The sequence below is a fragment of the Chryseobacterium lathyri genome, assembly GCF_019970085.1.
GTDB classification, from domain to species: Bacteria; Bacteroidota; Bacteroidia; order Flavobacteriales; family Weeksellaceae; genus Chryseobacterium; species Chryseobacterium lathyri.
Window position 1 is genome coordinate 263,827 of record NZ_JAHXYG010000005.1, and the last position, 26,714, is coordinate 290,540.

Consider the following 26,714-nt stretch of genomic DNA (forward strand, 5'->3'; position numbering starts at 1 on the left):
AAAAATATCCATTACATCCATTTAAACAATAAAAATCCTGAGAAAAAATTTCCCAGGATCTTACAGTTTAAATATATAGTGATTGTTTACTATTTTTTCTTTTCTTTAAGCTCTTCCTTGTCCTTATCGGAAGGGTTCCATACTTTCACTTCAGAGTCTTTGGTGATTCCTGAAAGGATCTGAACATTGATCCCGTCGCTGGCCCCTAATTTCACATATACTTTCTTGAACTTTCCATCCGGCTGTTTCACTTCTACAAAAGGGGTATCTTTTCCGTTTTTCTTTTCGTACTGGATAAGTGATTCATCCAAAAGCAATGCATTTTTTTCAGATTTCAGGACAATTTCACCGTTAGCAGAAAATCCGGCTCTGATGTATTCGTTGTTAGGGTTATTTACGTCACCTTCTACCGGGAATTTTATCGTTCCCAGATTATCTTTTCCTTTAGGAGCAATCATGGTCAGTTTTCCCGGAAATGTTTTGTTCTGAAGGGCACCGATCACGATTTTCATATCCATTCCCTGCTTCAGTTTTCCTGCCTGAGCTTCATCTATTTCTCCCTGAAAGATCAAAGAATTAAGGTCTGCAATGGAGCAGATGGTTGTCCCTGCGTTGAATGAGTTAGCCTCGATTACCTGGCTTCCTACTTTTACAGGAACTTCAAGAACAGTACCTGCTGCTTTGGAACGGATCTGCGTTGTTGCAAGGCCCTGAAGTTCCGGAGTAGCCCCCGTTTTTACGATCTGTAATCTTTTTTGAGCTGTAGCCAGCTGCTGGTTGGCATTTCTAAGGGTCTGCTGCTGTGAAAACAGTTGCTGCTGAGAGTTCAAGTACTCCTGCTTGGAAATAACGCCTTGCTTGTACAGTTTTTCCTGCATAGAATATTGCTTCTGCATATTATCCACATTCATTTTAGCGTTGCTGATCTGCAGCTGAGAATTCACCACTTCCTGCTGAGCATTGTTTACATCAGCAATATTAGGAATGATTCTTACTGTAGCAATCAGCTGTCCTGCCGTTACCTTATCTCCTTCATCCACCAGAATTTTATCAATGATTCCTGCAATATTCGGCTTGATCTCGATCTCTTCTTTTGGAATGATCTTCCCTGTCGCCATCACCTTATCTTCCATGTCCTGGTATTTTGGTTTTCTGGTCAGGAAAGCTTCACTTTCTTTAGAATTTGATTTTACGAGATACCCAATCCCGAAGATCAATGCCACTGCAAATAAAAGCCCGAGTACAATATAAATGGCTTTTTTCCAAGTGAATTTCTTTTTCATATATCTAGTTTATTTTTTACGATTAAAAGGAGAAAAATTAATTGAGAGGATTTAAATATTTAAACATTAAAGCCAATCATTATTTTTTCAAATTATTTTATTTTCAAATTAACATATTACTATTCTGATCTTAGGGCTTCAATCGGCCGGATCTTTACTGCACGCTGTGCAGGAATCATCCCGATAATCAAGCCAAGAATCACCATTACTGCCATGGCTCCGAATACGTTTCCATAATTTACGGTTGGGTTATAAAATGGAAACTCATCCTGGTTCTGGGTCACCATATTTAAAATAATCAGAACAAATATCCCGCACATGAATCCGAGAATCCCCGAAGAGAGTGTAATAACAACACTTTCCAGAAGAATCTGGTTTCTTACTTCAGCTGGTTTTGCTCCTAAAGCTCTTCTTATCCCGATTTCCTTTGTTCTTTCTTTTACCGTGATCAGAAGGATATTCGAGATGGCAATAACTCCTGCAAGGATCGTCAGTGTTCCTACGATGATTGTTAAAAGCTGCATTCCTGTAAGGAAACCTGTCAGTTTTTTAAATTCTTTACCTAGGTTAAAACTTCCGAAAGCATTGGTATCTTCGGGAGATACTTTATTTTTAGTCTTCAGTACAAGTTTTACGTCTTCTTCTACTCCATTAACGTTAGCATTGGGCTTGCTCACGATGGCAAACATATCAATCTGTTCTCCGGCGTTATACATTTTTGTATAGGTTGAAAGAGGAATAAAAGCAGTCCGGTCATTTTCAAAACCACCTCCTTTTTTCACTCTGAAAACACCAATCACATTAAAGAACAGTCCTTTTATATTGACTTGCTTCCCAACGGGATTTTCTTTTTTCTTGGCATCAAAGAAATTCTTATAAATCTCTTCCCCAATCACCACTACATTCTTATTTCCCATAACATCAGCATCGTTAAGATAGCGTCCGAAAATAAGTTTTTTCTCAGAAATTTTATTTCCTACCGCATAATCTCCCGTCAGGGAATAGGTGCCGTTTTTACCGTTTCTTGACATGGATTCACCGGGTGTTCCGGTAAAGCTTCCCCTAGCATTTTGCGGAGAGATGTAATCTATAGCAGACACTTTTCTTTTCAGCATATCCATATCGGATAACTGCAGATGAACTTCCCTTCCTTTCGGAAATCCCTCATATGGAATAGAGGTTTTCTGAGCCCAAAGAAAAATAGAGTTAGTCGCAAATCCGGAGAACAGCTTATCGAAACCATTTTCCATCCCTTTTGCCGCTCCAAGAAGACTCACATACAAAAACATTCCCCAACCTACCCCAATCATGGTAAGGAACGTGCGGAGCTTATTATTCCTCAGTGAATAATAAATTTCCTGCCAAGTATCTTTTTTAAATAAAATGTTCACTTCTTTGAGTTATAAGTTTAAAATAATATATGAATGATGATTGATAATTGATCAATGATGATGTCGTAAGAATCATCTGTTTACCGCATCACTACTCAGTTCTTAACGCCTCTATTGGTTTAATCCTCGAAGCTCTGTATGCCGGAACGAATCCTGCAATAAGCCCTGAACACACCAAAGCTATAAATGCCATAAAGATGGTTCCCCACCCTACACTCGGGCTTTTGATGAAATATTCTTCAAGACTGTCTCCTATTAAACTAAGCGCCAATACACCTACTGCCACTCCAACAATTCCTGAAACTACCGTTATCACCACACTTTCCTGTACAATAAGAGCTACAATACTTTTCGGTTTGGCTCCAATAGCCTTACGTACACCAATCTCTTTGGTTCTTTCTTTTACGATATACACCATGATATTACTGATCCCGATAATTCCTGCCAGCAATGTTCCCAGTCCGATAAAGCCTACAATAAGGGTAAGCACGGCCATAAACTGGAAGGTTTCATTCATATTCTGGGCATTATTCCAGACACGGACTCCGTTTTCATCGTCAGGAGCAACATTCTTCCTGGCTTTTAAGCGGTCTTTAAGCTCATCCCCATATTTTATGGCTTCCTGGGGTGTTAGTTTTTCGTTATAGGCAATATATGCGGTAGATACGGTATCCGAACCTTTTTTCATCTGTTGAAGGGTTGTAATAGGAACGGTAATATGTCTTTCGTCCCAGTCTCCTCCGTCATCGGAAAATACCCCTACTACTTTGAACATGGTTCCGTTGATATTCAGGTCTTTTCCCACCGGACTTCCGTTCTTGATGAGGTCACGCTGAACCATCCTTCCGATCACCGCTACATTCTGTTTTCTTGCAAGGTCCATAGGCGAAAGATAGCGCCCGTCCAGCATCTTCCTGTTCTCAATAACCTTTTCTCCCGGTTCCGCTCCGTTAATCTGGTAAGTACCGCTTTCCTTTCCGTATTTTACCATTAAACTTGTGGTATATCTTGGGCTGGCATCACCTACTTTTTCTTTATCTGTATTGATCAGGAAATCATAATCTTCATTATCCATGGTGACCGTTCTGTCAGACTGAAGTCCTTTATAGGCCAACGTGGTTTTACCGGTATAGATCGTGATAAGATTCTGTGCATCTCTTGCAAAACCTTCGGTAAAGGCATTCTGAAGCCCTTTCCCTATTCCGAAAAGAACAACAAAAATAAAAAGCCCCAAAGCCACTGTAAACCCCGAAAGCACCGTCCGCAATACATTACTGCGAATAGAACTGAATATTTCCTGCCAACGATCTAGGTCAAACATTTTTATTAGTATTTAAAGATTGAAAATTTAAAGATTAAAAAACAGGCTCTAAATTTTCAAATTATCTTATTATCAAATTCAAATCAATACAGTTTACAAAACAATCTGCTTGATAAACTCATCACTTTCTATGATGCCATCCTTCAGTATTACGTTTCTTTTCGTCTGTGCGGCTACATCTGGTTCATGGGTGACAACGATGATGGTTCTTCCTTCATTATTGATATCCTGAAGAAGTTTCATAATATCGTGCGTAGTTTTTGAATCCAGCGCTCCGGTTGGCTCATCGGCCAGAACTACTTTAGGATCTGTGATCAGCGCTCTTGCAATGGCTACTCTCTGCTTCTGTCCTCCGGAAAGCTCGTTGGGAAGATGTCCTGCCCATTGCCCGAGACCTACTTTTTCCAGATATTCCAATGCTTTCTGGTTACGCTCTTTTCTCGGAACGTTTTGGTAATATAAAGGAAGCGCTACATTTTCCAGAGCTGTTTTATAGCTGATCAGGTTGAAGGACTGAAAAATAAAACCCAGAAACTTGCTCCTGTACTCTGCAGCTTTCACTTCAGACAGATGCTCAATCGGAACATTATCCAGCTCATATGTTCCCGAATCTTTTTCATCCAGAATACCGATGATATTAAGAAGTGTAGATTTCCCGGAACCGGAACTTCCCATAATAGAAACAAACTCGCCCTCGGAAATATTAAGATTAATCCCCTTAAGAACGTGCAGTTTGCTTTTCCCCGTATCGTATGATTTATGTAAATCCTGAATTACTAACATGAAGTGATGCTTGTTTTATACCCAATAAGTAGGTGTTATTTTCAATTTGTTACAAGAACAATAATTTATTCGAATATTTTATTGTTTAACTTTTTAAACCTTTATTTACAGTACATTAAGGAAAAGTGTTTAACTGTAACTTTAATTTTTCATTTATTTTTTACTCATACCCCCGTCTAAGCCATTATCCGTGCTGGTTTCATGTAAATGTGGAAAACTTTTACAGTTAAAACTCAGCCAATTACTATTTACCCCTTTCAAAATCAGTTCTTTTTTTCGAACTTTGTCATTAGTTCTTTACAAGAAACCTCCACTCATGAATGTGAATATGTTTCTCACGTAAATACCAAACATACAAGAAGTTAAGCATTACTTCAACGTTATCCACAGTGATGCAGATTATTTAATTTTTAAAGCTATTTTAATATGGGAATTTTCGATAAAAGAGTAAGTTACAAGCCATTTGAATACCCTGAGGTTCTTCAGTTTGTAGAGGCGATCAACAAATCGTTCTGGGTGCATTCGGAAGTGGATTTTACTGCAGATGTTCAGGATTTTCATTCGCAGTTAGAGCCGCACGAAAAACACGCTGTAAAAAATGCACTTTTAGCCATTGCACAGATCGAGGTGTCTGTAAAGACATTCTGGGGGAACCTATACAACCACTTGCCAAAACCTGAATTCAACGGCCTTGGAGCTACTTTTGCAGAATGTGAATTCCGTCATTCTGAAGCCTATTCCCGATTGGTAGAGGTATTAGGATATAACGAAGAATTTTCCAATGTTATAGAAATTCCTGCCGTGAAAAAGAGAATTGACTTCCTGTCAAACGTTCTGAAACACGCCAATTCTACAACACCGAAAGAATATGTATCTTCTCTTTTATTATTCAGCATCCTGATCGAAAACGTATCCTTATTCTCACAATTTGCGATCATCCTTTCTTTCACAAGATTCAAAGGGTATATGAAGAATGTTTCCAATATCATCGCATGGACATCCGTTGACGAGCAGATTCACGCCAATGCAGGAATCTATCTGATCAACAAGATCCGTGAAGAACAGCCTGATCTGTTGACAGATTCAGATATTGAAGACATCTACACATTGGTAGATCAGTCCATTGAGCTGGAAGGTGAAATCCTTGACTGGATCTTCGAACTGGGAGAATTAAGCGTTTTCTCAAAAGAAGATCTTCTGAACTTCATGAAATACCGTGTAGACGACAGCTTAAAGAAAATCGATATGGAAACCCGTTACAATGTTTCCCCTGAGCAATACCGTCCAATGAAATGGTTTGAGGAAGAAGTTTTCGCAAATTCAATGGATGATTTCTTTGCTAAAAGACCGGTAGATTATACAAAACACGACAAGAGTATTACAGCGAACGATTTGTTTTAATATAAGTGAATGTAGCGCGAGCGAAGCGAGCGTCAAAGCAGATAGTATCAGCAATATCAAACTGAGCCTATCGAATTATATCATTCAAATAAAGTTTCTTCATTCTTTACAGCGACAAAAAATTCAAAGTACAACAATGATCAATGTAATTGTAACCTACACCGTAAAGCCTGAATATGTTTCAGAAAACAAAACCCATATTCAAAAGTTTCTGGATGATTTTAAAAATCTGGATCAGGAGACATTTGAATATAAGGTGTACGTAAAAGAAGACGGAGTTACTTTTTTACATTATTCAAACTACATTAATGAAGAGGTTCAGCATGAGGTTTTGAATACTCCTTCTTTTAAGGAGTTTCAAAGATTAAGAGATGAAAGCGGACTGAACGGTACGCACAAAGTGGAAATATTACAATCAATATAAAAAGCAACAAAATTCCGGAGTACAAACACTGTTCCGGAATTCGAAAATATAACATCTATGGAAGAACAAAATTCAAATATATGGTGGCTCAATGAAGAGTCTGAGCAGATGCTGAACAGAGGATATCTGTTGAAAGGAGAAACTGTGGACGGAGCCATCGACAGAATTACCACTGCAGCTGCAAAAAAATTATACAAGCCGGAACTACAACCTGCTTTCAAAGAAATGATTACCAAAGGATGGATCAGTTTCTCATCTCCTGTATGGGCGAACATGGGAACACAAAGAGGTCTTCCTATCTCTTGTTTCAATGTTCACATTCCTGACAGCATTGAAGGAATTACTCACAAAATGGGTGAAGTTATTATGCAGACGAAAATCGGAGGCGGAACTTCAGGGTACTTTGGAGAGCTTAGAAACAGAGGGACTGCCGTAACGGATAACGGAAAATCTTCAGGAGCGGTTTCGTTCATGAAATTATTCGATACAGCAATGGATGTAGTTTCTCAGGGAGGCGTAAGAAGAGGTGCTTTTGCTGCTTATCTGGATATTGACCACGGCGATATTGAAGAATTCTTATCCATCAAAGATATCGGTAGCCCGATCCAGAACCTGTTTACAGGGATCTGCGTTCCTGATTACTGGATGCAGGATATGATTGATGGGGATATGGATAAGCGTAAAATCTGGGCAAGAGTTCTTGAAAGCCGCCAACAAAAAGGTCTTCCATATATTTTCTTCACCGATAATGTTAACAGAAACAAACCTCAGGTTTACAAGGACTTAGGAATGCCTGTCAATGCAAGTAATCTTTGTTCCGAAATTATGCTTCCTTCTACCAGAGAAGAATCTTTCATCTGCTGTTTATCTTCTATGAACCTGGAATTATATGACGAGTGGAAAGATACTGATGCTGTAAAATTAGCTGTTTATTTCTTGGATGCTGTTTTGACTGAATTCATTGAAAAAACAGAAGGAAACTACTACCTGCAGGGAGCCAGAAACTTTGCACTGCGTCACAGAGCGCTTGGATTGGGAGTTTTAGGATACCATTCTTATTTACAGAAAAATATGATCCCGTTTGAAAGTTTTGAGGCAACTCAATTCAATGCGAGAGCTTTCAAACACATCAAAGAGCAGGCAGAAACTGCTTCAAGAGAATTAGCCAACATCTATGGAGAGCCGGAATTACTGAAAGGTTACGGATTGAGAAATACCACCACAATGGCTATTGCTCCTACCACTTCAAGTTCTGCGATCTTAGGACAGACTTCTCCTGGAATTGAGCCATTTGCTTCTAACTATTATAAAGCAGGTCTTGCCAAAGGAAACTTTATGCGTAAGAACAAATATTTGGCAAAATTACTTGAAGAAAAAGGTCTTGATAATGAAGAAACCTGGAGAACGATCATGCTGAACCATGGTTCTGTACAGCATCTTAAAGAGCTGACAGACGAAGAGAAAGCAGTATTCAAAACGTTCAAAGAGATTTCTCCTATGGAAATTATCTCTCAGGCTGCTCAAAGACAGCAATATATTGATCAGGCTCAATCTCTGAACTTACAGATTCCATCTACAATGCCTGTAAAAGATGTCAATTATCTTTATATCGAGGCTTGGAAAAAAGGTGTAAAAACTCTTTATTACCAAAGAAGCTCCTCTGTCTCTAAAGAAATGATGGTCAATTTTGTGACCTGCTCCGCTTGTGAGGCATAGCAATTTGTAATGAACTAACTAAATATTAAAAGCACACTGAAAAGTGTGCTTTTTGTTTATATCAAAATTTTAACAAATTTTAACGCTCAAGTTAGAAAAACAAAACTTCTCATTAATCCTTCATTAATGCTTAAAATACTCACTCTACATTCACCAAATAGTGAATCAAGTGTCTGCTGCAATAATTTCTAAGTATTATCTTTCATAATTTTATATTACATTTGTTGAAAATTTATTAAAAAACACAGATTCCAAATTAAAGTATTTAATATTAAATCAGCAAGAAAAATAGATCATTTGAGCTTTATTAAAATATATAAAGCAGATATATTCTGAATAAATATGATATAATTTAATATTAAACATTTGTAATCAAAAACAGAAATTAATTATAATAATTCATTTCCAGATTATACAAAAGAAATAGGTATTCATAAAAAAACACAAATAAAATACAGGAATACCAAAATGTATAAATAGAAAAAAACACAAAAAAACAGCTTTGTATAAATGCTAAACGATGAATTTAACAAATTTTATTTATAATATAAAATAACAAAAAAATTTAATTAAACAATTAATTTACTATTGGCAGGAAGTTTGCTAATAGTACACAAAAACAACACAAAAAAATTATTTCGAAATGCACAAGATTATTACTTTAATTTTGGTAATGGCTTTTTGTACCATTACTGCTCAGGTGGGTATTAACACTTCTACACCTGATCCAAGCTCAGCTTTAGACATTACAAGCACTTCTAAAGGACTTCTTTTACCAAGAATAAGCAATCTAGCAACAGTTACCAATCCAGCAACAGGACTCGTTATTTTTGATACCAACAAAAAATGTATCAGTCAAAATGTAGGAACGCCTGCCGCTCCGGACTGGGTATGCCTTTCTCCGTATGTTGCTAAGTTCTTTTACATGCCGAGCGTAGTTTTTGACACAACTACTCCTGCAACAGGACAGACAAAGGATCTGTATACTTTATATAAAAACCAGTTTTCCAATATCCCGGCAAATGCAAGAAGCACATCAGCTCCGGCTGCGATTCCGTTTTTTCCAAACGCAACAGATTTACACTATTATGTAACGGGTTATGATACTTCTGTTTTCAAAATAAACAGCATCAGCAACACAGGTGTATTAAATTATGATGTTTTATCAAATGCTACCTCAGCATCTTTCATCAACATCGTATTTGTTGTAAAATAAGCAGCTATGAAAAAGAATTTAAAAGGGCTGTCTTGGATGAGCCTGATTTTCGTTCTGTTTACCAACTTCGCGTATGCACAGACAGATAGTACTGAGGTAGCAAGTATTTATGGGTTTTATTCCTATTCAAGTTCATTAATGAATGCTTCTGCGGCACCAGAACTTTCGATACAAGGAAGCGCTTCCCATACTTCTACAGGAATACAGCTTACTCCTGCAAGCTCAGGACAGTTTGGAGGATTGTTTATCAACGGAAGAACTTTTACTTCGGTAAACGGGCTTCATGTTGAATTTGAATATGACATGAAAAATGGAACACCCTTGGGTGGTGCCTATGGAGACGGATTGTCTTTTTTCCTTTATGACGGAGCAGTAACAAGCCCTACCATTGGAGCACCTGGTGCCGGTATCGGATATTCCTATAACAGGACACAAAATACCTATGCAAGCCAAAGAAAAGCTGGTTTATCTGGGGCTTATCTGGGTATTGCCCTGGATGAGTTCGGAAATTTTAAATCGAAGCGTTTTCAGGGTGAATCCAGAGTAAATGGTATTGCGGGGGTAGCATGGAGCCAGGCAACAAGCCATGTCACTTTAAGAGGGGCAAGAGGAGCCGCCATTAATGCCAATGGTTTAGGATTGGGATATACCGGATATCCCGTATTGGTTACCCGTTCTACCTTAAGCAACTCAGGTGCGGTAGGAAGAATCCTGCAAACTGACAGAAGCTATCTTGCGACTTCCAATTCACTTCCCTCTTTATTTGACCTCAGAAACAACGCCGGAGAGTTCAGGAAAGTATACCTAGATCTAATTCCCCATTTTACAACTCCGACCACAACAGACGGGTTTGATATAAAAGTGGATATCCAGACTACACAGAACGGAACTCCTGTGAATGTCATCAATTATTACCACTACAAAACTTCAGTACCTTATACCGAGAATGCCAATCCTCAGATCACTGATTTTAATACTTCGGATGTTGAAGGAGCCGCTACTCCTCAAACTTTGGATGCAACGGTTCCGGCTGTTTTGAAGCTTGGTTTTGCAGCAGCTACAGGAGGAGCTTATCAACAGCATATTATCAGAAATGTAAAGCTTACTCTTCCTTATGCCGCTGTTGCTAATGATGATATAGCTTCTACGTGTAAGTTACAACCGGTTAATATTCCTGTCTTCACTAATGATATAGCTTATAAAGGCCCTATCAGCGTTACGACCCCACCAACCGGAAGCAATTCTAATATTGATTATTCGACATTCAGTTTTACAAAAAACAATGATACAGATCTTACGCTGTACCGTAAAAAAGTGACTCCACAGGGAACATGGACTTATAATAAAACGACAGGTATTGTTACCTTCAATCCTTCAAGCGGATTTATAGGAACAGCAACGATGACCTATACGATAAAGGGGAGAACTGTAAAAGACTCAAACGGTAAGATCATTGAGCCATATGGTGATACTGCTTACCGGTCTACTCCCGCTACTATTACTGTCAATTTAAAAACCACAGGTTGTATTTATTCTGTTATTTCGAACAGAATGGTAACACAGGGAGTAAAATAAGACGACAAACAAGACAGTTCAATAATAAATAAAGCTGGAACAAACAAAAATGTCCCAGCTTTTTGTTTTATTATATCAGTTTAATCATGAAATTCAGACCAGTAGAAGATCATTAAAAATAAATCTTACACCTCCAATAGATTATTTAGTATATAAAAAAATGAAATCATTTTTTATAAAAATATTTATTAACTTTATATAAACAAACACACACACATTTATGAAATTAAATTTTACATTATATCCCTTCTCTATTGTTTGTATTTCATAAGATACAAATAAGATTGACAGACTCGTTCGTAAGTTTTTGATATTAGTTGCTATAAAAGGAAGTACATAAAACATTATTGATTATACTGTTTAAATGAATTTCACTGCGAAATACTGAATTGTAAAACTTTCTACACTGATTATTAAAGATTTATACAACCTGGGTACAAGTTAGTTCATAGGATTTAACTGACTCCCGTGAAGTCTGAATAATATTATAAATCCATTTCCAATTTGATTTAAATAAAAAGTATTAATGAATTTAAAATTCATTAATATCTTTTCGGCCTTATTAAAATAATAATTTTCAATTAAATACAAATAAACAAATGAAAAAAAATGTGTTATTCGGGATAGTTATTTTCCCGTTATTTTATTCCGCACAAGTAGGTATAAATACATCTACTCCAGCTGCAACATTAGATGTAACTGCTAAAAATGCAACAGGAACCACTACCAACGTAGATGGTTTGCTAATACCCCGTGTAGACAGACAAAGAGCGCAAAGCATGGCTTCTGTTCCTACTTCGACTCTCATTTATGTGAATAGCATTGCAACGGGAACTCAAACAGGAACCGCTGCCAACATAAATGCAGTTGGGTATTATTCATTTGACGGATCTGTCTGGGTAAAAATAAATACAGGAAATGATGTTAATATTTATAACTCAGACGGAACACTTGCCGGAAACAGAACGGTTGAAATGGGAACCAATTTTTTAAGATTCCAGAATACTGCATCCGGACCGTTTTTCAGACTTCTTCACACGGCTACTGATGGTCAGGCCACTGTTCAGGGAACCAACCGTTCCAGTATGACATGGTCTTCTAATGCCGCCTCTTTCCTTGATATTTTTCAGGATGTAGGGTCAGCAGCGCAAGTTGCCATTAGAGGAACTTCTACGGGACTGTTCTTAGGTTCATCTACGGGAAGTACAGCTCCTGTCAACCTTATGACCAATGGAACCACAGCCCTTACAGTTATTAATGGAGGTAATGTAGGAATAGGAACTACAGCACCCAATGCCAATGCATTATTAGAATTAAGCTCATCATCAAAAGGGCTTTTATTTCCAAGAGTAACTCTTACTTCTACAGCCCTTGCCTCTCCGCTTTCCGCACATGTGGCAGGTATGAAAGTATATAATACGGCAACCAATACATCATCTGCAGGTAATGAGGTTTATCCTGGCGAATATATAAATGACGGTGCAAAATGGGGACGTTCATTAAGCACAAATGATGTTAGTATACTGGTCGGAGCAGATGGTACAGACGGTGTGGCTACATCAGCGACGATAACAGTGCCTAATGCTGTAACTAATGTTGATACTAATTTAAGTACGTTTAATTTTACATTAACCAGACCTTCTTTAGTTACTTTCAGCGCAAATGTTTCAGCAAGTTTAACAACCACTACAGGAAATGCAATAACAGATGGGGTACCAAGACTATATCGTGTTTTTTGGCAGTTTACAGCACTACCTGCCGGTTCTACATTAACTACAGGAGCTGCCTATGGTCCGAGTTCCGGTATTTATACAGGAGCCAGTGCCGCAGGTGGTACAACAGGAAATATGAATACGACTCCCAATATGTCTCTTAAGCTAATTGCAGGTACATACACCGTAGTTCTAACCGGACGATTATCAAATGTTACCAGCTCCTCCTATAATGGACAATTTGGAGTAGCCACTAATGACAATGTGAGTATTGTTGCTATACCTATAAAATAATATTTTTATTCTAATAAAATATCATTTACATTAATTTGATAAAACCGCAGAAAATTTCTGCGGTTTTGTTTTATATTTGTTATACTCGTTTAATCCTAAAAATATAGATATGAAATTCGGCCAGGTAGAAGACCCTTCAAAAATAGATTTTACACTTCCTAAAGATCATTCCGGAACTAAGGAAATTCTAAGTCAGAATAAAAAAGGATTGGAAAATATTTCTATTGGATGTGCAAAATGGAACAAAACCGATCTTAAAGGATTTTATCCTAAAGGAAACAAGGACGAATTGACCTATTACGCCAAACAGTTTAATTCTATTGAGCTGAATGCTACTTTTTACGGAATGCCTACCCCAGAACAGGTAGCGGTCTGGAAAGAAAAGACGCCTGAAAATTTTAAATTTTTTCCAAAAATCACCAATACTGTTTCGCATTTCAGAAGACTGATTGACGTTACTGAACCGGTAACCAATTTTGCATCGGCCATCATGAATTTTGATCAGAAACTAGGCATGGCTTTTTTACAGCTTCATGATAATTTTAAACCTAAAGATTATGACAGGCTGGAAAAATTTGTAAAAGACTGGCCTCAGGAAGTTCCTCTTGCTATTGAACTCCGCAATACGGAATGGTTCTCTGATGAAGAGATCTTCAATACAACCTGCGAGCTTTTTGAAGCCAACAACATTACCAATATTATTGTAGATACTGCCGGGAGAAGAGATATGCTCCATATGCGCCTCACTACTCCCAACGCTTTTATCCGATATGTTGGCGCCAATGCTGAAAGCGACTATGAAAGGCTGGATGATTGGATGAAACGTCTGACAAAATGGAAAAAAGAAGGTCTGCAGAATGTATACTTCTTTGTTCATCAGAATATTGAAAAAGCGTCTCCCCTACTTTCCGCCTATTTCATTAAACAGATGAATGAGGAATGGAAAACCGATCTACATATCCCGCAAATGGCCACCGATAATAACGGAACTCTGTTTTAACTAAATTAACCAAATAAGTTTTTAATTGTTGCATTTTTCAGCCAGACCTGCAAAAAGATGCTTAAAAAGCTATTTTTGTTGAAAAAAAACAGTAAATTAGGATATACTGATGTTCATTATAAAGCACAGTATCCTAAAAACAAATGTCATGGAAAAAGAAATTTGCACAATCAGTATTGCCAGTACGTGGCTCGGTGATGAATATACGTTTTACGAGGATCATAAAATAAAAAGAGTCTACGATAACCATAGTCTGAGTTCCAACCGGACCGAGTGGCTGGAACCCCACCAGATCAGTAAGCACAATAAAGATAAGCTGATTAAAAACTGTCCTGAAGAATTTAAGGAACAAGTCATGCAGATTCTTGATTATCCATAATATATAAGCAATGAGTAATAAGGTTTAAAAAAACTGCTTATTACTTATTGCTTATTACTCATTGCTTATTTTTTCTTAACAAAAGTACGAGGTTCAGGAAGAGGAGCAGGAGATCTAAGGATACCCAGATTCCCAGCTTTGCATTTTCATAGTTATAGGTCTCCACCTGTTTTTTTGCTGTTTCCGAAAGTTTTACACTCTGGTTGATATAGTTTTGGACTTCAACAATCTGGTCAATATTTTTGTTTGGAACAGCATGTTGGGAGAAATAGACCATATTCTTTTTGCCTAAATATCCTATGATCCAGTATTCGTCGGATTGGTCCATTTTAAGATATTCTATCCTATAATATTCCGGACGTATTTTCCCGATATGTTTAGGTTCCAGATTCTGGATTTTGGCAGTATCCACTTTGATCAGATAAAAATCCAGTGTCTGTGGAAGCTTATTGACCACCTGTAGTCCTACAGAATTATCTACAAAGCTTACCGCACTTTTTTTAATGAACCAATACGTAAACGTTGAGATTGAAAAAACCAGTGTAAGGATACGGAACAGCTTTGCCCATTTTGCCAGCCTTCCCGATTTTACTTTAAATAAAACCAAAGAAAGGACACAAGCCCAAAAGATAACAAAAATGATAAATACCATACTGCAAAGATACTGATTTAAGATTTTTCAGAGGAATGTTAATCTACATTCCATTCTTTGTAGAACTGATCCAGGAATCCCAGCATATAATCATGCCTTTGCTGAGCGATCTCCTTCCCTTTCTCAGTATTCATCAGGTCTTTTAAAAGCAGAAGCTTTTCATAGAAATGATTAATCGTTGTTCCGTTAGACTTTTTATATTCATCTTTAGACATATTCAGACTTGGCTGAACTTCCGGGTCATACATCGGATTATTTTTAAAGCCTCCAAAATTGAACGTCCTTCCAATTCCAATAGCACCTATCGCATCTATACGGTCTGCATCCTGTACAATCTTAAGCTCAATTGGCAATTCAGCCGGAACTTCGCCCCTGTTTTTAAACGAGATATTTTTAATGATAAATAAAACTTTTTCTATCACTTCTTCAGAAACCTGTTGTTCTTCTAAAAATTCTCTTGCTATTTTTGGAGCAATGGTTTCGTCTCCGTTATGAAACTTTGGATCAGCAATATCATGCAGCAATGCGGAAAGCTCCACAACTTCCTGGTTACAGTCTTCTGATGCCGCTATTTTTTTCGACAGCTTCCATACTCTTTCAATGTGATACCAGTCGTGCCCGGCTTCGGCGCCTTCTAATTTTTCTTTTACAAATTCTACAGTGTTTTCGATCGTACTTTTCATTTATCTGCCAATTCGTTTAAAATAATATTCCAGAGTTTTTTGTTATAACTTCTAAAAAAATTGACGTGCCCGATTTCGTTTTTATCAGATTCTGAGGCTTTTATCAGCCTGTAAATAGGTCTAAGGTTAGGATATGTATTGTTCAAAAGGCTCAATACTCCTTTTTCAGTCAGCCATACATCGTCTTCTGCCCGGATCACAAACACTTTTTGCGTCAATGTTTTAGAATAGTCATCAATTTTCTCCAACAGCCTGTTGGTTGATTTCCTGTTTAAAATTAAGGTTCTCCAGTCATATGCACAATTTTTTGGCAGACTTTCTCCAAGTCCAAACCAGTTTGCCGGAAAATAGCCTAATAATCTGGTGGTTAGTGGCTGAACAATTCCAAAGCCAAGATAAGCTTCTATTTTTGTGCGAATCTTCAGGTTTCCTACGAATGCATTCTGAGTTCCCACAAAAATGAATTCATCAAACATCATGGAATCTTCATTCATACCAAGAATCAATGCCCCGACCGAGTGTCCAAGACAATACTTCTTATATTCCGGAAATTCTGTTTTAATATATTGAGTGATCGTTTTATAGTCTTCAGAACCCCAGATTCTCATGGAGGCTTTAAAACCTTTCATGTTTTCCGGTTTTGACAGTCCTATTCCTCTGTAATCATAAGCTAGGACCGTAAATCCATGTTCTGAGAAGAAATGGGCAAATGAAAAGTACACCTGCTGCTTTACACCTGTTGCAGAGTTGATCAGAAGCAGCTTTCCGTTACTTTTTCCAGGCCTGAAAAGATGAGCTGCCAGAGATATATGGTCTTTTGTAATGAGTTCCAGTTTTTCCATATTATAAAAAGAAAAAATCCACTATAAAAGTGGAGATTTTACTTATATTTTTATGTTAAGTTTACAGCTTTCAATATGCGGCAAATAGCTTTAGGAAAGGAAATCCGACATTCTGGGAAGTCCGGTCTGTGAACCTTTCCCTCCGGAAACCCTCGAAGAAACTTCATTACCGAATTTCACACAATCTTCGATAGAATTTCCGTGGCATAGTGCTACAGCAAATCCTGAAGTAAAGGCATCTCCCATTCCCATTTTGTAAACCGTCTCGTCTTTATCATTCCTATAGTACTTCATTTCCGTTCCGTCAAAATAAACCGTTGAATTGGTATCATCCCTTACGAAAACCTTATTGAAATATTTTTTAAGGATCTCTTCTCGCTTATCTTCACCGAAAACAGTATGCAGTTCACTACTTTTTGTCACAATAAAATCTACATTTTCTATAATTCCTTCACTGATTCTCATCGCCGGCGAAGCATAAAGGCCTACTTTTTTTCCGTATTTTTTAGCTTTTCGGATTGCATATTCTACTACCTCCATCGCCACTTCAAGCTGAACGAGAACAAGATCCACACTGTTAAAATAACGGTCCGCATCTTCCACATGCTGAATGCTGAGGTGTTTATTAGCAGCAGGAACTACTACGATGGCTGCATTTCCATGGCTGGTAGTTACATATGCTGTTCCCGTAGATTCCATATCGGTTTCATGGACAAAGCCTACATTTACACCTTCACCTACAAGATTTCTCATGATCTGCTGGCCAAGAGGATCCATCCCCACACATCCTATAAAATAGACACTGGCTCCCAGCCTTGCAGTTCCCACCGCCTGATTGGCCCCTTTTCCTCCAAAATAACTATCTGATTTGACAGCTAGAACCGTCTCATTGGATTGAGGAATTTTTTCGGTTTCTAAAACGAGATCAATTGATGAGCTGCCTACTACAATAATTTTGGGTTGTTCTGATGAGAATTTCATTGGTGCTTTTATCTGAGTTTAATATAATGTTTTCAGAGAACTAGGTTCAAAAATAACTAATTTAATTAACTTATTTCAATAAATTCGGTAATTATCTTCACAGGTTTGTGATCCTGGTCGTATGCAATATAGCTGGCATAAAACCCTTCGCCATATCCTGTTTCAAAGGCAAAGATTGTTCCGGGATGCTCCTCAGCAGGTTTCAGAAATGCATACTGGTCTATAGCTCCTTTCTCATCAAAGAAATAATCATGGAAAAATTCTTCATAGATTCCCATGAAATCTGCCCCTTTATTGTGATACAACTTTTTTTCAAGCTCGTTAAGGCTATGCTGGGTATCTACATCCATCAGGCATCCCATTCCGCTTTCTACAGGATATCCGAAAACTTCCTCTTCAGCAAGATCTTTGATATCCTGGCCTTCAGTAACAGCCATTTTCCAGTCTGTAATTTCTGTATTGCTGAAAATAACTTCTGCATACGCAACACAGTTGCTTTCTCTTTCTTTATGTAGTAAAACAGAGAAATTACCTTTTGGAAATTCTGTTGTGAAAGGCAACATGTCATTTGTGATCAAAGGATCACAGGCAACGAGCTTTCCACTGGAAAGATAGAGTTTCCCAACTTCAAAGCTTTCCAGTAAAGGACTTTCCACGAAGTTTCTTGAGAATAGTTTTTTTATGTTGTCTATGTGTGTCATTTTAATTTTTGTTGTTTACACTGTCAGGCTGAGCGGAGTCGAAGCCTTTTTGATCTTGCTCCAAATTATCCGAATGACTTTTGTTTTTACAAACAGATAATTCTTTTAACTGTTCCCAGTTATCATTTATAATCGCTTCTTTTTTCTTTCGGCTCCATCCTTTCACTTGTTTTTCAAATAAAATAGCCTGCATAATGTCATTAAATTCACAAAAGAAGACCAATTCTACGGGTCTTCTTTTGTGTGTATAGCTTTCAGGAAATTTTCCAGACTGATACTGAGCCAATCTGGCTTCAATATCATTGGTAACTCCTGTATAATAAGAGCCGTCGAAACATTTTAAAATATATACAAAATATTGTTTCATTTTAAGATATCAGGCTTCGTGAACTTTCGTTCGCAGATTTTTATCTGTGCTCAGCCTGACATTCCGACAAACTTACTGTCTATCTTTTAAATTTACAAACTTTTCAGTTTCTCTTCCAGAATTGCAATTTTATCCTGAGCATCTTTTTGTTTCTGGCGCTCTACTTCTACAACTTCAGATTTAGCGTTAGCTACAAACTTTTCATTGGAAAGCTTCTTGTCTACAGAGATTAGAAATCCTTTCAAATAAGCCAATTCTTCTTCTGTTTTCTTTTTCTCTTCACCCAAATCTAAATTTTCGCTCAGAGGAATAGAAATTTCTGTTGCACTAACAAGGAATGTAAAGCTAGGCTTATCTGTCTTTGCTCCGAAATGAATTTCAGTAACATTAGCCAGCTTTCTGATCACCGCTTCATTTTCAAAGTTTGAGGCACTTGTATAAACCTCAACAGCTTCTTTAGGCGAAATTCCTTTGGTCTGACGGTAATTTCTGATTCCGGAAATGATTTCTTCAGCAGTTTCAAAGTTTTTGATTATCTCTTCATTAAATACTGCAGCTTTCTTCTGCTGAGCAACAATTAAAGCTTCTTCAATACTTCTTTCCGAGATAAGCTGCCAGATTTCTTCAGACTGGAACGGCATAAACGGATGAACAAGTTTCATCAACTCTTCAAAGAAGGCTATTGTTGTCTTATACACTTCTTCAGAAACTCCTTCCCCATAGTTTGGTTTCACTGCTTCTAGGTACCATCCGCAGAAATCATCCCAAATTAGTTTATAAATTAGGTGTAAAGCATCAGAAATTCTGAATTTCTCAAACTGCTGCTCAATCTCCCCGATTGTTTTATTTAATTTATGTTCAAACCATTCGATTGCATTTTTATCTGAATCGTTCAATGGTTTATCTTCTCTGTTCCATCCTTGGGTTAAACGGAATGCACTCCAGATTTTCGTCATAAAGTTTCTTCCCTGAAGCATCAGATCTTCGTCAAAGAGAAGGTCATTTCCTGCTGCAGAACTCAATAAGATTCCTACACGAACTCCATCTGCACCATATTTATCCATCAGTTCAAGCGGATCCGGAGAGTTTCCTAAAGATTTTGACATCTTTCTTCTCTGCTTATCTCTTACAATTCCTGTAAAATAAACATTTTTGAACGGAACTTCTTTTCTGTATTCCAGTCCGGCCATGATCATTCTGGCTACCCAGAAGAAAATAATATCGGGACCTGTAACCAGATCAGAGGTTGGATAATAATAGTTGATATCTTTATTTTCAGGATCCAGAAGACCGTCAAATACAGACATTGGCCATAACCATGATGAGAACCAGGTATCAAGAGCATCTTCGTCCTGTTTCAGACCTTCAAGAGTTAATTCCTGATTTCCTGTTTTTTGTTTTGCCAATTCTAAAGCTTCTTCTTTAGTCTCTGCAACCACAAAATCATTTTCTCCATCTCCGTAGTAGAATGCCGGAATCTGCTGTCCCCACCAAAGCTGACGGGAGATATTCCAGTCACGGATGTTTTCCATCCAGTGCTTGTAGGTATTCTTGAATTTTTCCGGGTAGAATTTCACTTCATCATCCATTACTACATCCAATGCAGGCTTAGCAATTTCAGACATTTTTAAGAACCACTGAACTGAAACTTTAGGCTCAATAACTGCACCTGTTCTTTCTGAAGTTCCTACTTTATTTACATAATCTTCTGCTTTCAGTAAAAGATCTTTTTCCTGTAATTCTTTTGCGATCTGCTTTCTTACATCAAATCTGTTTTTACCTGCATAGTGTAAACCGTGCTCGTTAAGATTTCCGTCATCATCCAAAGCATCGATCATTTTTAACTGATGCTTCTGCCCTATCTCGTAGTCGTTGGTATCATGGGCAGGCGTAATTTTCAACGCTCCGGTTCCGAATTCAATGTCTACATATTCGTCTTCAATAATAGGAATTACTCTGTCAACAATCGGTACGATTACATTTTTACCTTTCAGATGAGCATATCTTTCATCATTAGGATTGATGCATACGGCAGTATCCCCGAAAATAGTCTCGGGACGTGTTGTAGCTACGGAAAGAAATTCTTCTGACCCTTCAATTTTATATTTAAGGAAATATAGTTTTCCGTTCTGTTCTTTAAATATTACTTCTTCATCAGAAATATTGGTCTTTGCTTCCGGATCCCAGTTAACCATTCTGTAACCTCTGTAGATTAATCCTTTATTATATAGATCTACAAAGCTTTTAATCACCTGTTGAGAAAGTTTTTCTTCCATGGTGAAACGGGTTCTGTCCCAGTCGCATGAACATCCCAGCTTTTTCAGCTGTTCAAGAATAGTTCCTCCATATTTATCGGTCCATTCCCAGGCATGCTTTAAGAATTCTTCACGGGTAATATCTGATTTATTGATCCCTTCAGACTTCAGTTTAGCAACAACTTTGGCTTCAGTGGCAATTGAAGCGTGATCTGTGCCCGGAATCCAGCAGGCATTAAAGCCCTGCATTCTTGCACGGCGGACGAGAACATCTTGAATGGTATTGTTCAGCATATGTCCCATGTGTAATATCCCCGTTACGTTTGGCGGAGGAATTACCACAGTATATGGTGGTTTCTCATTGGGTTCCGAATGGAAAAATTTGTTTTCCATCCAGAAGTTGTACCATTTCTGTTCAGTTTCCTGTGGATTGTACTTTTCTGAAATCTGCATAAAATTCTATTTCTTTTGCTTACAATTTGCAAAAATAGTCTAAAGAAAAAAAATTTTAAGTATGAATTAAAATAATTTTTAACTTTGTTTCTTGAAATTTATCTAACAAACATATTAACATTCAAGAATATGAAAAAATTAATTGCAGGAATTGCATTATTCGGAACATTTGCATTGGCATCTGCACAAACAATTACGTTTGACAAAACTACTTTTGACTATGGTACTATTAAGCCAAGTGCTGACGGTACAAGATTCTTTACAGTAACAAACACTGGTGACAAGCCTTTGATCCTTTCTAATGTAAAACCTTCTTGTGGATGTACTACACCTGAGTTCAGCCAGGATCCTATTATGCCAGGAAAATCTGCTAAGATTAAAGTGGGATATAACACTACTCTTAACGGACCTTTCAATAAAATGATCGAAGTTTTCTCTAATGACCCTGCTAACAGCAGAAGCGTAATCTACATCAAAGGTAATGTAGACGCTAATGCTCCTGAACCAAAGCCTTTAACAGCTGAAGAGCAGAAAGCAGCAGCAAAAGCTGAAAAGAAAGCGGCTAAACTTGCTAAAAAAGCAGCAGCAAAGTAATCTCTACTAAAAAAATAAAAAAACCGTCTTCATATGAAGACGGTTTTTTTATTACATTTAAGTAAGATTTAGAAGTTAAATTTGGATATTAGTTAATAATACCTTTTAATTCTTAATCTTTAAATCTTCAATTTTTCAATCTTTAAATATTAAAAAATATGGATACCAATTTTTCAGATGATTTCCTGATAAAGGGAAAAATTTCGATAAAAAAAATTTCAACAGAGTATAAAGGAAAGCTCACAAAAGAAGAAGGTGAGCAGTTGTTAATCGCTGAAAAAGAAAAACTGCGCGAACTGCAGGAAAAGCTTTATGCTGATGGCAGCAAATCCCTGCTTGTGGTTCTTCAGGCAATGGATGCAGCGGGAAAAGACAGTTTGATAGAGCATGTTTTCGGAGGTGTAAATCCACAGGGATGCAATGTTACCAGCTTTAAGGCTCCAAGTTCAAAGGAATATTCCCACGATTTTCTGTGGAGACATTATCTGGCGCTCCCGCAGAAAGGAATGATTGGTATTTTTAACAGATCACATTATGAGAGTGTTCTGGTATGTAAGGTCCATCCTGAATATAACCTCAGCGAGAAAACATGGTCTTCTGTAAAGGATTTTGATGCAAAATTCTGGGAAAACAGATATGAAAGTATCCGAAATTTTGAGCAGCACCTGGCACAGAACGGAACTACTATTGTGAAAATATTTTTAAATGTTTCTAAGGACGAGCAAAAGAAGAGGCTTCTGGACAGAATTGATGAACAGGAAAAAAACTGGAAATTTTCTGCCGCAGATCTTCCTGAAAGAGCGCTTTTCCCAAAGTATATGGAAGTTTATGAAACCGCTATCAACGAAACTTCAAAGGATCACGCCCCATGGTATATACTTCCCGCAGATAATAAATGGTTTGCAAGAGTAGCCGCTATACAGATTATTATTGATACTCTGGAGAAGATGGATCTGAAGTATCCTCAACTTGGAGAAAAGGAAAAAACAGAGCTTGCCGAAGCAAAAAAAACCCTTGAAGGTGAATAATACATAAGTGTAAATTATTACGTCGTAGCTAAATAAGATAAAATAAATTTAACATAGAAGACACTAAAAAGTGAATAATATGTTGTTCATATTAGTTTTTTTTATAAATTTATCAAAAATTAATTTTTAACCCCCAATCATTAAACTTTAGCTATGAAAAAACATTTATTATTATCAGCAATTGCTGTAATAAGTATTATCTCCTGTAATAGTGAAGGAGCAGCTGTCAATACTGTACAAAGTATGAAGACTCCTCAAATGGAAAACTTCGACAAAGCTTTCAAAAGTCTTGGTGATCCTCAGAACAGACCTACCGAAGAAGAAAAGAAAAGGAACACTTCCGAACTGAGTGACAGAAGAAAAGCACTTCTTGTACCGGCTTCCAAAGAACTTATTATTTCCTCAGGCGTAACAGAAGCCGAATTAATGAGAAAGACAGGAGGCGATATGAGCCAGATTATTGTATGGGCCACCAACATCTACATGCAGAAAAGTGATGAGATCCGTAAAAACTTAAAATCTGAGAAATAGATCATGAAGAAGCTGCTACTCCTGCTGGGGATCTGTTCTGTTTCCTCAGCATACGCCCAGGGAGGAACTCTGATCATTCAGAATCTGACTTCCAATTATGATTTCCATGGAACTATTTATGCCAATAACAACGTAGGAGGAGGATGTTATCCGTTAGTTATCTCCAAAGATCCTGACCCCATAATCATACCGCCAGGCACTATTGTAAAATATGAGAATTACAGAGATCAATATTCTTTTTCCGGTTACCCGATTTCTACCTGGGATGTTATTTTGGGAGCAGGATCCCCTGCCTCACCAAGACCCTGGAATCATGGAAGCCTAGTTCCGGGCGGCGTTATTTCCAATAACACAAAATGGTCTATGTCTAAATTCCAGATGTATCATGCCGGAACTTCAGTACCTGAGACCTACTTCAATGGGGATATCGGAGGAACTGCCGCTCCGTGTAATACTGCCCCTGACACTGTTACAACATCGTGGGGAAGCGCCAAATGGTTTACCATCACTTCCGGAACAGATGTTTACACTTACCTGATCATCCAATAACCCTTATTACTATGAAAAAGATATCATTACTTTTATCAGCTTTGGCAGGAGTTCTTTCTTTTGCCCAGACTTCTCCCCTGATTATACAAAACTATAGTGCATATGATGCCGTAGGCCGACTCCGTACCGGTACACCGGGAGTGCCCGGTCCTTATATGTTTGCAGCTCCTAATGCTCCTTACGGTACCTACACTGTTCCTGCCGGAGTTACTACACAATATAATACATTCAGTACATCAGGTACAGCTTCTCTTCCTATTACAACATGGTATGTCACAGATCCTGTCAACCCTGCCAATAGCGGAACATACCCATACAACCATCCTTTTATTGCAACGGTAATGAACCCTTCCAATATATGGGGTGGATTCCATTTCTGGCTGACAGATCCATCATTAGGAACTGATATGTATCAGCTTGGGAATCCTGTGGTATATTCAGGATTCACAGCTTCAGGAACAGGAGCTTTTTCGAGCGCAGACTGGTTTACAATAACCACGCCTAGCGGCCCGACCACTTACCTGCAGATATTCTAGATAAACGGCAGCTGTTCTGCAGCTGCCTATTTTATTGAACATCCCTTACGGAAAGCAACAGTTTTGCTCTCCGAGGGATATCATATGCCCCAATTTCACTAATCATTTACCTTATATTAATACAACTTAATTATGAAAAAAATCTTTTTATCGGCTTTACTGGCCGTTTTAACATTAGCAGCATGCAGCAATGAAAATACTGTTGCAAATACTGTGGAAAGCATGAAAACGCCACAGATGGAAAACTTTGACAAAGCTTTTAAAAGCCTTGGTGATCCGCAGAACAGACCTACGGAAGAGGAAAGAAAAAGAAATACGTCCGAGCTGAGTGACCGGAGGAAAGCCCTTCTGGTTCCGGCATCTAAAGAGCTAATTCTATCCACAGGCATTACAGAAGCTGAACTGACAAGAAAAACAGGCGGTGATATGAGCCAGATTATCGTCTGGGCTACGCAGATCTATATGCAGAAAAGTGACGATATCAGAAAAAATTTAAAATCAGAGAAATAATTATGAAAAAGTATTTAGCTATTCTAGGATTGGTATCCTTATCTTTTGCCTATGCACAGGGTGGGCCTCTTGTTATCAACAATTATACATCGTATGATTTCCATACAAGAGTTACTGCGGCCAATCTGTTTACACCGGGATGTTATTTTTATGTCGCTTTAGACAATCCTGAGCTTGTAATTTCCGGTGGTAATTCTGTCAGTTACAACAGCTACAATATTCCGGGGACGACCTGGAAAGTATCTACATCATCTTCGCCTGCGACCCTGAGATTGGGGAGTAATCCAAGTCTTGCCCTGGGAGGAACAATCTCCAACAATACGAAATGGGTGGTCTCTCAATTTCAGTTTTATCAGTCAGGAACATCTTTATCGGTAGGAGCTGTGGGAGATACTACTTATACATGCAATCCTGTTCCCAATATTTTCAACACACCTCAGGCAATGGTAGAATGGTTTACGATTACTTCCGGTACTACCACATCTACATATGTACAGATATATTAATCAGTTTATCCAATTAAATCCTAATTCTTTATGAGAAAACATTTTTTACTGGCAGCTTTTGCCTTATTAATCTTAACCTCATGCAGCAATGAAAGTTCTGCTGTAAGTATGGTGGAAAGTATGAAAACCCCGCAGATGGAAAACTTCGACAAAGCTTTCAAAAGCTTGGGAGATCCACAGAACAGACCTACGGAGGAGGAAAGAAAAAGAAATACATCTGAGCTGAGTGACCGAAGAAAAGCACTTCTTGTACCGGCATCTAAAGAGCTAATTCTATCCACAGGCGTGACAGAATCTGAACTGACAAGAAAAACAGGTGACGATATGAGCCAGATTATTGTCTGGGCTACGCAGATCTATATGCAGAAAAGCGATGAGATCAGAAAAAATATTAAATCCGATAAATAAACACTAACCATTCAATTTATTAAAGTATGAAAAAATTAACTGTTATTCTAGGAATGCTAGCAGGAATAGGTATTTCTGCACAATCTTCCTCAATAGTAATCCATAATTACAGCGCTTATGATGCTGAAGGCAGGTTTATGACAGTAGGATCAGCCGGCACAGGATCGTCTCAGCCCTATATGTATGCCCTTCCGAATCCTCCTTACTCAGTATATACTATTCCTGCAGGAGGTCACACGAAATATGACAAATTCGATAATACAGGCAGCCCGAATCCCATTCCCATTCCCGGATGGTACTATATCGATCCTTTAAACAGTTCCAACACCGGCAATTATCCGTACAATCATCCTATAATCACAGCGGTTACTCCTGTTGATGAGTGGATGGGCTTTGCTTTCAGGCTCACAGATACCACGGGATATACATATGATACTTTTGAGGTAGGGGATCCGATTCTTTCCAACGGTTTCTTAAGCTCAACCCAGACAGGGCCCAATACCACTGTTTCTGCAGACTGGTTTACCATCACAACAACGGGCGGACAGGTTACCTATTTCCAAATCTATTAATTCCCGTTACACAACCAGAAGTTTAACGTAATTAAAAAAACAAATATTTAA

At 37.9% G+C, this 26,714-nt stretch carries 28 protein-coding genes; 17 read left to right on the forward strand and 11 right to left on the reverse strand.

Annotation, left to right across the window (positions count from 1 at the left end; translation table 11 throughout):
* Window positions 1-89: 89 nt before the first annotated feature.
* The 4 genes from LC418_RS17130 to LC418_RS17145 form a co-directional block, all read right to left on the reverse strand.
* Window positions 90-1,283 carry an efflux RND transporter periplasmic adaptor subunit gene (locus LC418_RS17130; protein WP_223560034.1) on the reverse strand — a complete coding sequence of 398 codons (1,194 nt, stop codon included), beginning with the start codon at window positions 1,281-1,283 and terminating at the stop codon, window positions 90-92.
* 119 nt (window positions 1,284-1,402) lie between these two features.
* Window positions 1,403-2,674, reverse strand: a complete 1,272-nt coding sequence (locus LC418_RS17135; RefSeq protein ID WP_111956542.1) for an ABC transporter permease — start codon at window positions 2,672-2,674, stop codon at window positions 1,403-1,405.
* Between the two features lie 91 nt (window positions 2,675-2,765).
* Window positions 2,766-3,995, reverse strand: coding sequence for an ABC transporter permease (locus tag LC418_RS17140; RefSeq protein WP_111956540.1), 1,230 nt, complete (start codon window positions 3,993-3,995; stop codon window positions 2,766-2,768).
* A gap of 93 nt (window positions 3,996-4,088) precedes the next feature.
* Window positions 4,089-4,778, reverse strand: a complete 690-nt coding sequence (locus tag LC418_RS17145; protein WP_111956536.1) for an ABC transporter ATP-binding protein — start codon at window positions 4,776-4,778, stop codon at window positions 4,089-4,091.
* A 426-nt stretch (window positions 4,779-5,204) separates the two neighbouring features.
* Between LC418_RS17145 and LC418_RS17150 the strand changes: the two genes are divergently transcribed.
* The 8 genes from LC418_RS17150 (at window position 5,205) to LC418_RS17185 (ending at window position 14,495) form a co-directional block, all read left to right on the forward strand.
* Complete coding sequence (locus LC418_RS17150) at window positions 5,205-6,179, forward strand: ribonucleotide-diphosphate reductase subunit beta (protein WP_223560035.1); 975 nt, start codon at window positions 5,205-5,207, stop codon at window positions 6,177-6,179.
* Window positions 6,180-6,315: 136 nt separating this feature from the next.
* Window positions 6,316-6,603 (forward strand): hypothetical protein, encoded by a 288-nt coding sequence (locus LC418_RS17155; RefSeq protein ID WP_223560036.1) that lies wholly within the window; start codon window positions 6,316-6,318, stop codon window positions 6,601-6,603.
* A 48-nt stretch (window positions 6,604-6,651) separates the two neighbouring features.
* Entirely contained in the window at window positions 6,652-8,319 is a 1,668-nt protein-coding gene (locus LC418_RS17160) for a ribonucleoside-diphosphate reductase subunit alpha (RefSeq protein WP_223560202.1), read from the forward strand.
* A 643-nt stretch (window positions 8,320-8,962) separates the two neighbouring features.
* Entirely contained in the window at window positions 8,963-9,535 is a 573-nt protein-coding gene (locus tag LC418_RS17165) for a hypothetical protein (RefSeq protein WP_111956526.1), read from the forward strand.
* Between the two features lie 6 nt (window positions 9,536-9,541).
* Window positions 9,542-11,110 carry a hypothetical protein gene (locus LC418_RS17170; protein WP_223560037.1) on the forward strand — a complete coding sequence of 523 codons (1,569 nt, stop codon included), beginning with the start codon at window positions 9,542-9,544 and terminating at the stop codon, window positions 11,108-11,110.
* A 599-nt stretch (window positions 11,111-11,709) separates the two neighbouring features.
* A complete protein-coding gene (locus LC418_RS17175; protein ID WP_111956522.1) occupies window positions 11,710-13,116 on the forward strand; it encodes a hypothetical protein in 1,407 nt (468 codons plus the stop codon).
* A 109-nt stretch (window positions 13,117-13,225) separates the two neighbouring features.
* The gene (locus LC418_RS17180) at window positions 13,226-14,116 is read left to right on the forward strand and encodes a DUF72 domain-containing protein (RefSeq protein ID WP_223560038.1); all 891 of its coding nucleotides are present in this window, start codon (window positions 13,226-13,228) and stop codon (window positions 14,114-14,116) included.
* 148 nt (window positions 14,117-14,264) lie between these two features.
* Entirely contained in the window at window positions 14,265-14,495 is a 231-nt protein-coding gene (locus LC418_RS17185; protein ID WP_111956898.1) for a hypothetical protein, read from the forward strand.
* 58 nt (window positions 14,496-14,553) lie between these two features.
* On the opposite strand, the gene LC418_RS17190 is transcribed toward LC418_RS17185, so the two are convergent.
* The 7 genes from LC418_RS17190 to LC418_RS17220 all read right to left on the reverse strand — a co-directional run bounded on the left by LC418_RS17190 (window position 14,554) and on the right by LC418_RS17220 (window position 21,429).
* Complete coding sequence (locus tag LC418_RS17190) at window positions 14,554-15,147, reverse strand: hypothetical protein (RefSeq protein WP_223560039.1); 594 nt, start codon at window positions 15,145-15,147, stop codon at window positions 14,554-14,556.
* A gap of 38 nt (window positions 15,148-15,185) precedes the next feature.
* Window positions 15,186-15,830 (reverse strand): HD domain-containing protein, encoded by a 645-nt coding sequence (locus LC418_RS17195; protein WP_111956516.1) that lies wholly within the window; start codon window positions 15,828-15,830, stop codon window positions 15,186-15,188.
* Window positions 15,827-16,672 (reverse strand): alpha/beta hydrolase family protein, encoded by an 846-nt coding sequence (locus tag LC418_RS17200; RefSeq protein ID WP_223560040.1) that lies wholly within the window; start codon window positions 16,670-16,672, stop codon window positions 15,827-15,829. The genes LC418_RS17195 and LC418_RS17200 overlap by 4 nt, the downstream gene beginning before the upstream one ends.
* 90 nt (window positions 16,673-16,762) lie before the next feature.
* On the reverse strand, window positions 16,763-17,653 hold the full coding sequence (locus LC418_RS17205) for a ribokinase (RefSeq protein WP_111956512.1): 891 nt from the start codon (window positions 17,651-17,653) through the stop codon (window positions 16,763-16,765).
* Window positions 17,654-17,718: 65 nt separating this feature from the next.
* Window positions 17,719-18,354 carry a DUF4241 domain-containing protein gene (locus LC418_RS17210; RefSeq protein WP_111956510.1) on the reverse strand — a complete coding sequence of 212 codons (636 nt, stop codon included), beginning with the start codon at window positions 18,352-18,354 and terminating at the stop codon, window positions 17,719-17,721.
* Window position 18,355: 1 nt separating this feature from the next.
* Window positions 18,356-18,721: a GIY-YIG nuclease family protein gene (locus tag LC418_RS17215; RefSeq protein WP_223560041.1), complete on the reverse strand. Its 366-nt coding sequence runs from the start codon at window positions 18,719-18,721 to the stop codon at window positions 18,356-18,358.
* Between the two features lie 92 nt (window positions 18,722-18,813).
* Window positions 18,814-21,429, reverse strand: coding sequence for a valine--tRNA ligase (locus LC418_RS17220; RefSeq protein WP_223560042.1), 2,616 nt, complete (start codon window positions 21,427-21,429; stop codon window positions 18,814-18,816).
* A 129-nt stretch (window positions 21,430-21,558) separates the two neighbouring features.
* Here LC418_RS17220 and LC418_RS17225 point away from each other — a divergent pair, with 129 nt between their 5' ends.
* The 9 genes from LC418_RS17225 (at window position 21,559) to LC418_RS17265 (ending at window position 26,663) form a co-directional block, all read left to right on the forward strand.
* Window positions 21,559-22,023, forward strand: a complete 465-nt coding sequence (locus LC418_RS17225; RefSeq protein ID WP_080780350.1) for a DUF1573 domain-containing protein — start codon at window positions 21,559-21,561, stop codon at window positions 22,021-22,023.
* Window positions 22,024-22,181: 158 nt separating this feature from the next.
* Window positions 22,182-23,051, forward strand: a complete 870-nt coding sequence (locus tag LC418_RS17230) for a polyphosphate kinase 2 family protein (RefSeq protein ID WP_223560043.1) — start codon at window positions 22,182-22,184, stop codon at window positions 23,049-23,051.
* Window positions 23,052-23,204: 153 nt separating this feature from the next.
* Window positions 23,205-23,582, forward strand: coding sequence for a hypothetical protein (locus LC418_RS17235; RefSeq protein ID WP_111956500.1), 378 nt, complete (start codon window positions 23,205-23,207; stop codon window positions 23,580-23,582).
* Window positions 23,583-23,585: 3 nt separating this feature from the next.
* On the forward strand, window positions 23,586-24,131 hold the full coding sequence (locus LC418_RS17240; protein ID WP_223560044.1) for a hypothetical protein: 546 nt from the start codon (window positions 23,586-23,588) through the stop codon (window positions 24,129-24,131).
* Between the two features lie 11 nt (window positions 24,132-24,142).
* Window positions 24,143-24,667, forward strand: a complete 525-nt coding sequence (locus LC418_RS17245; RefSeq protein WP_111956496.1) for a hypothetical protein — start codon at window positions 24,143-24,145, stop codon at window positions 24,665-24,667.
* A 132-nt stretch (window positions 24,668-24,799) separates the two neighbouring features.
* Window positions 24,800-25,177 carry a lipoprotein gene (locus LC418_RS17250; protein ID WP_111956494.1) on the forward strand — a complete coding sequence of 126 codons (378 nt, stop codon included), beginning with the start codon at window positions 24,800-24,802 and terminating at the stop codon, window positions 25,175-25,177.
* A 2-nt stretch (window positions 25,178-25,179) separates the two neighbouring features.
* A complete protein-coding gene (locus tag LC418_RS17255) occupies window positions 25,180-25,683 on the forward strand; it encodes a hypothetical protein (RefSeq protein WP_223560045.1) in 504 nt (167 codons plus the stop codon).
* A 30-nt stretch (window positions 25,684-25,713) separates the two neighbouring features.
* Window positions 25,714-26,091 (forward strand): hypothetical protein, encoded by a 378-nt coding sequence (locus tag LC418_RS17260; RefSeq protein ID WP_223560046.1) that lies wholly within the window; start codon window positions 25,714-25,716, stop codon window positions 26,089-26,091.
* Between the two features lie 26 nt (window positions 26,092-26,117).
* Entirely contained in the window at window positions 26,118-26,663 is a 546-nt protein-coding gene (locus LC418_RS17265; RefSeq protein WP_223560047.1) for a hypothetical protein, read from the forward strand.
* Window positions 26,664-26,714: the final 51 nt, after the last annotated feature.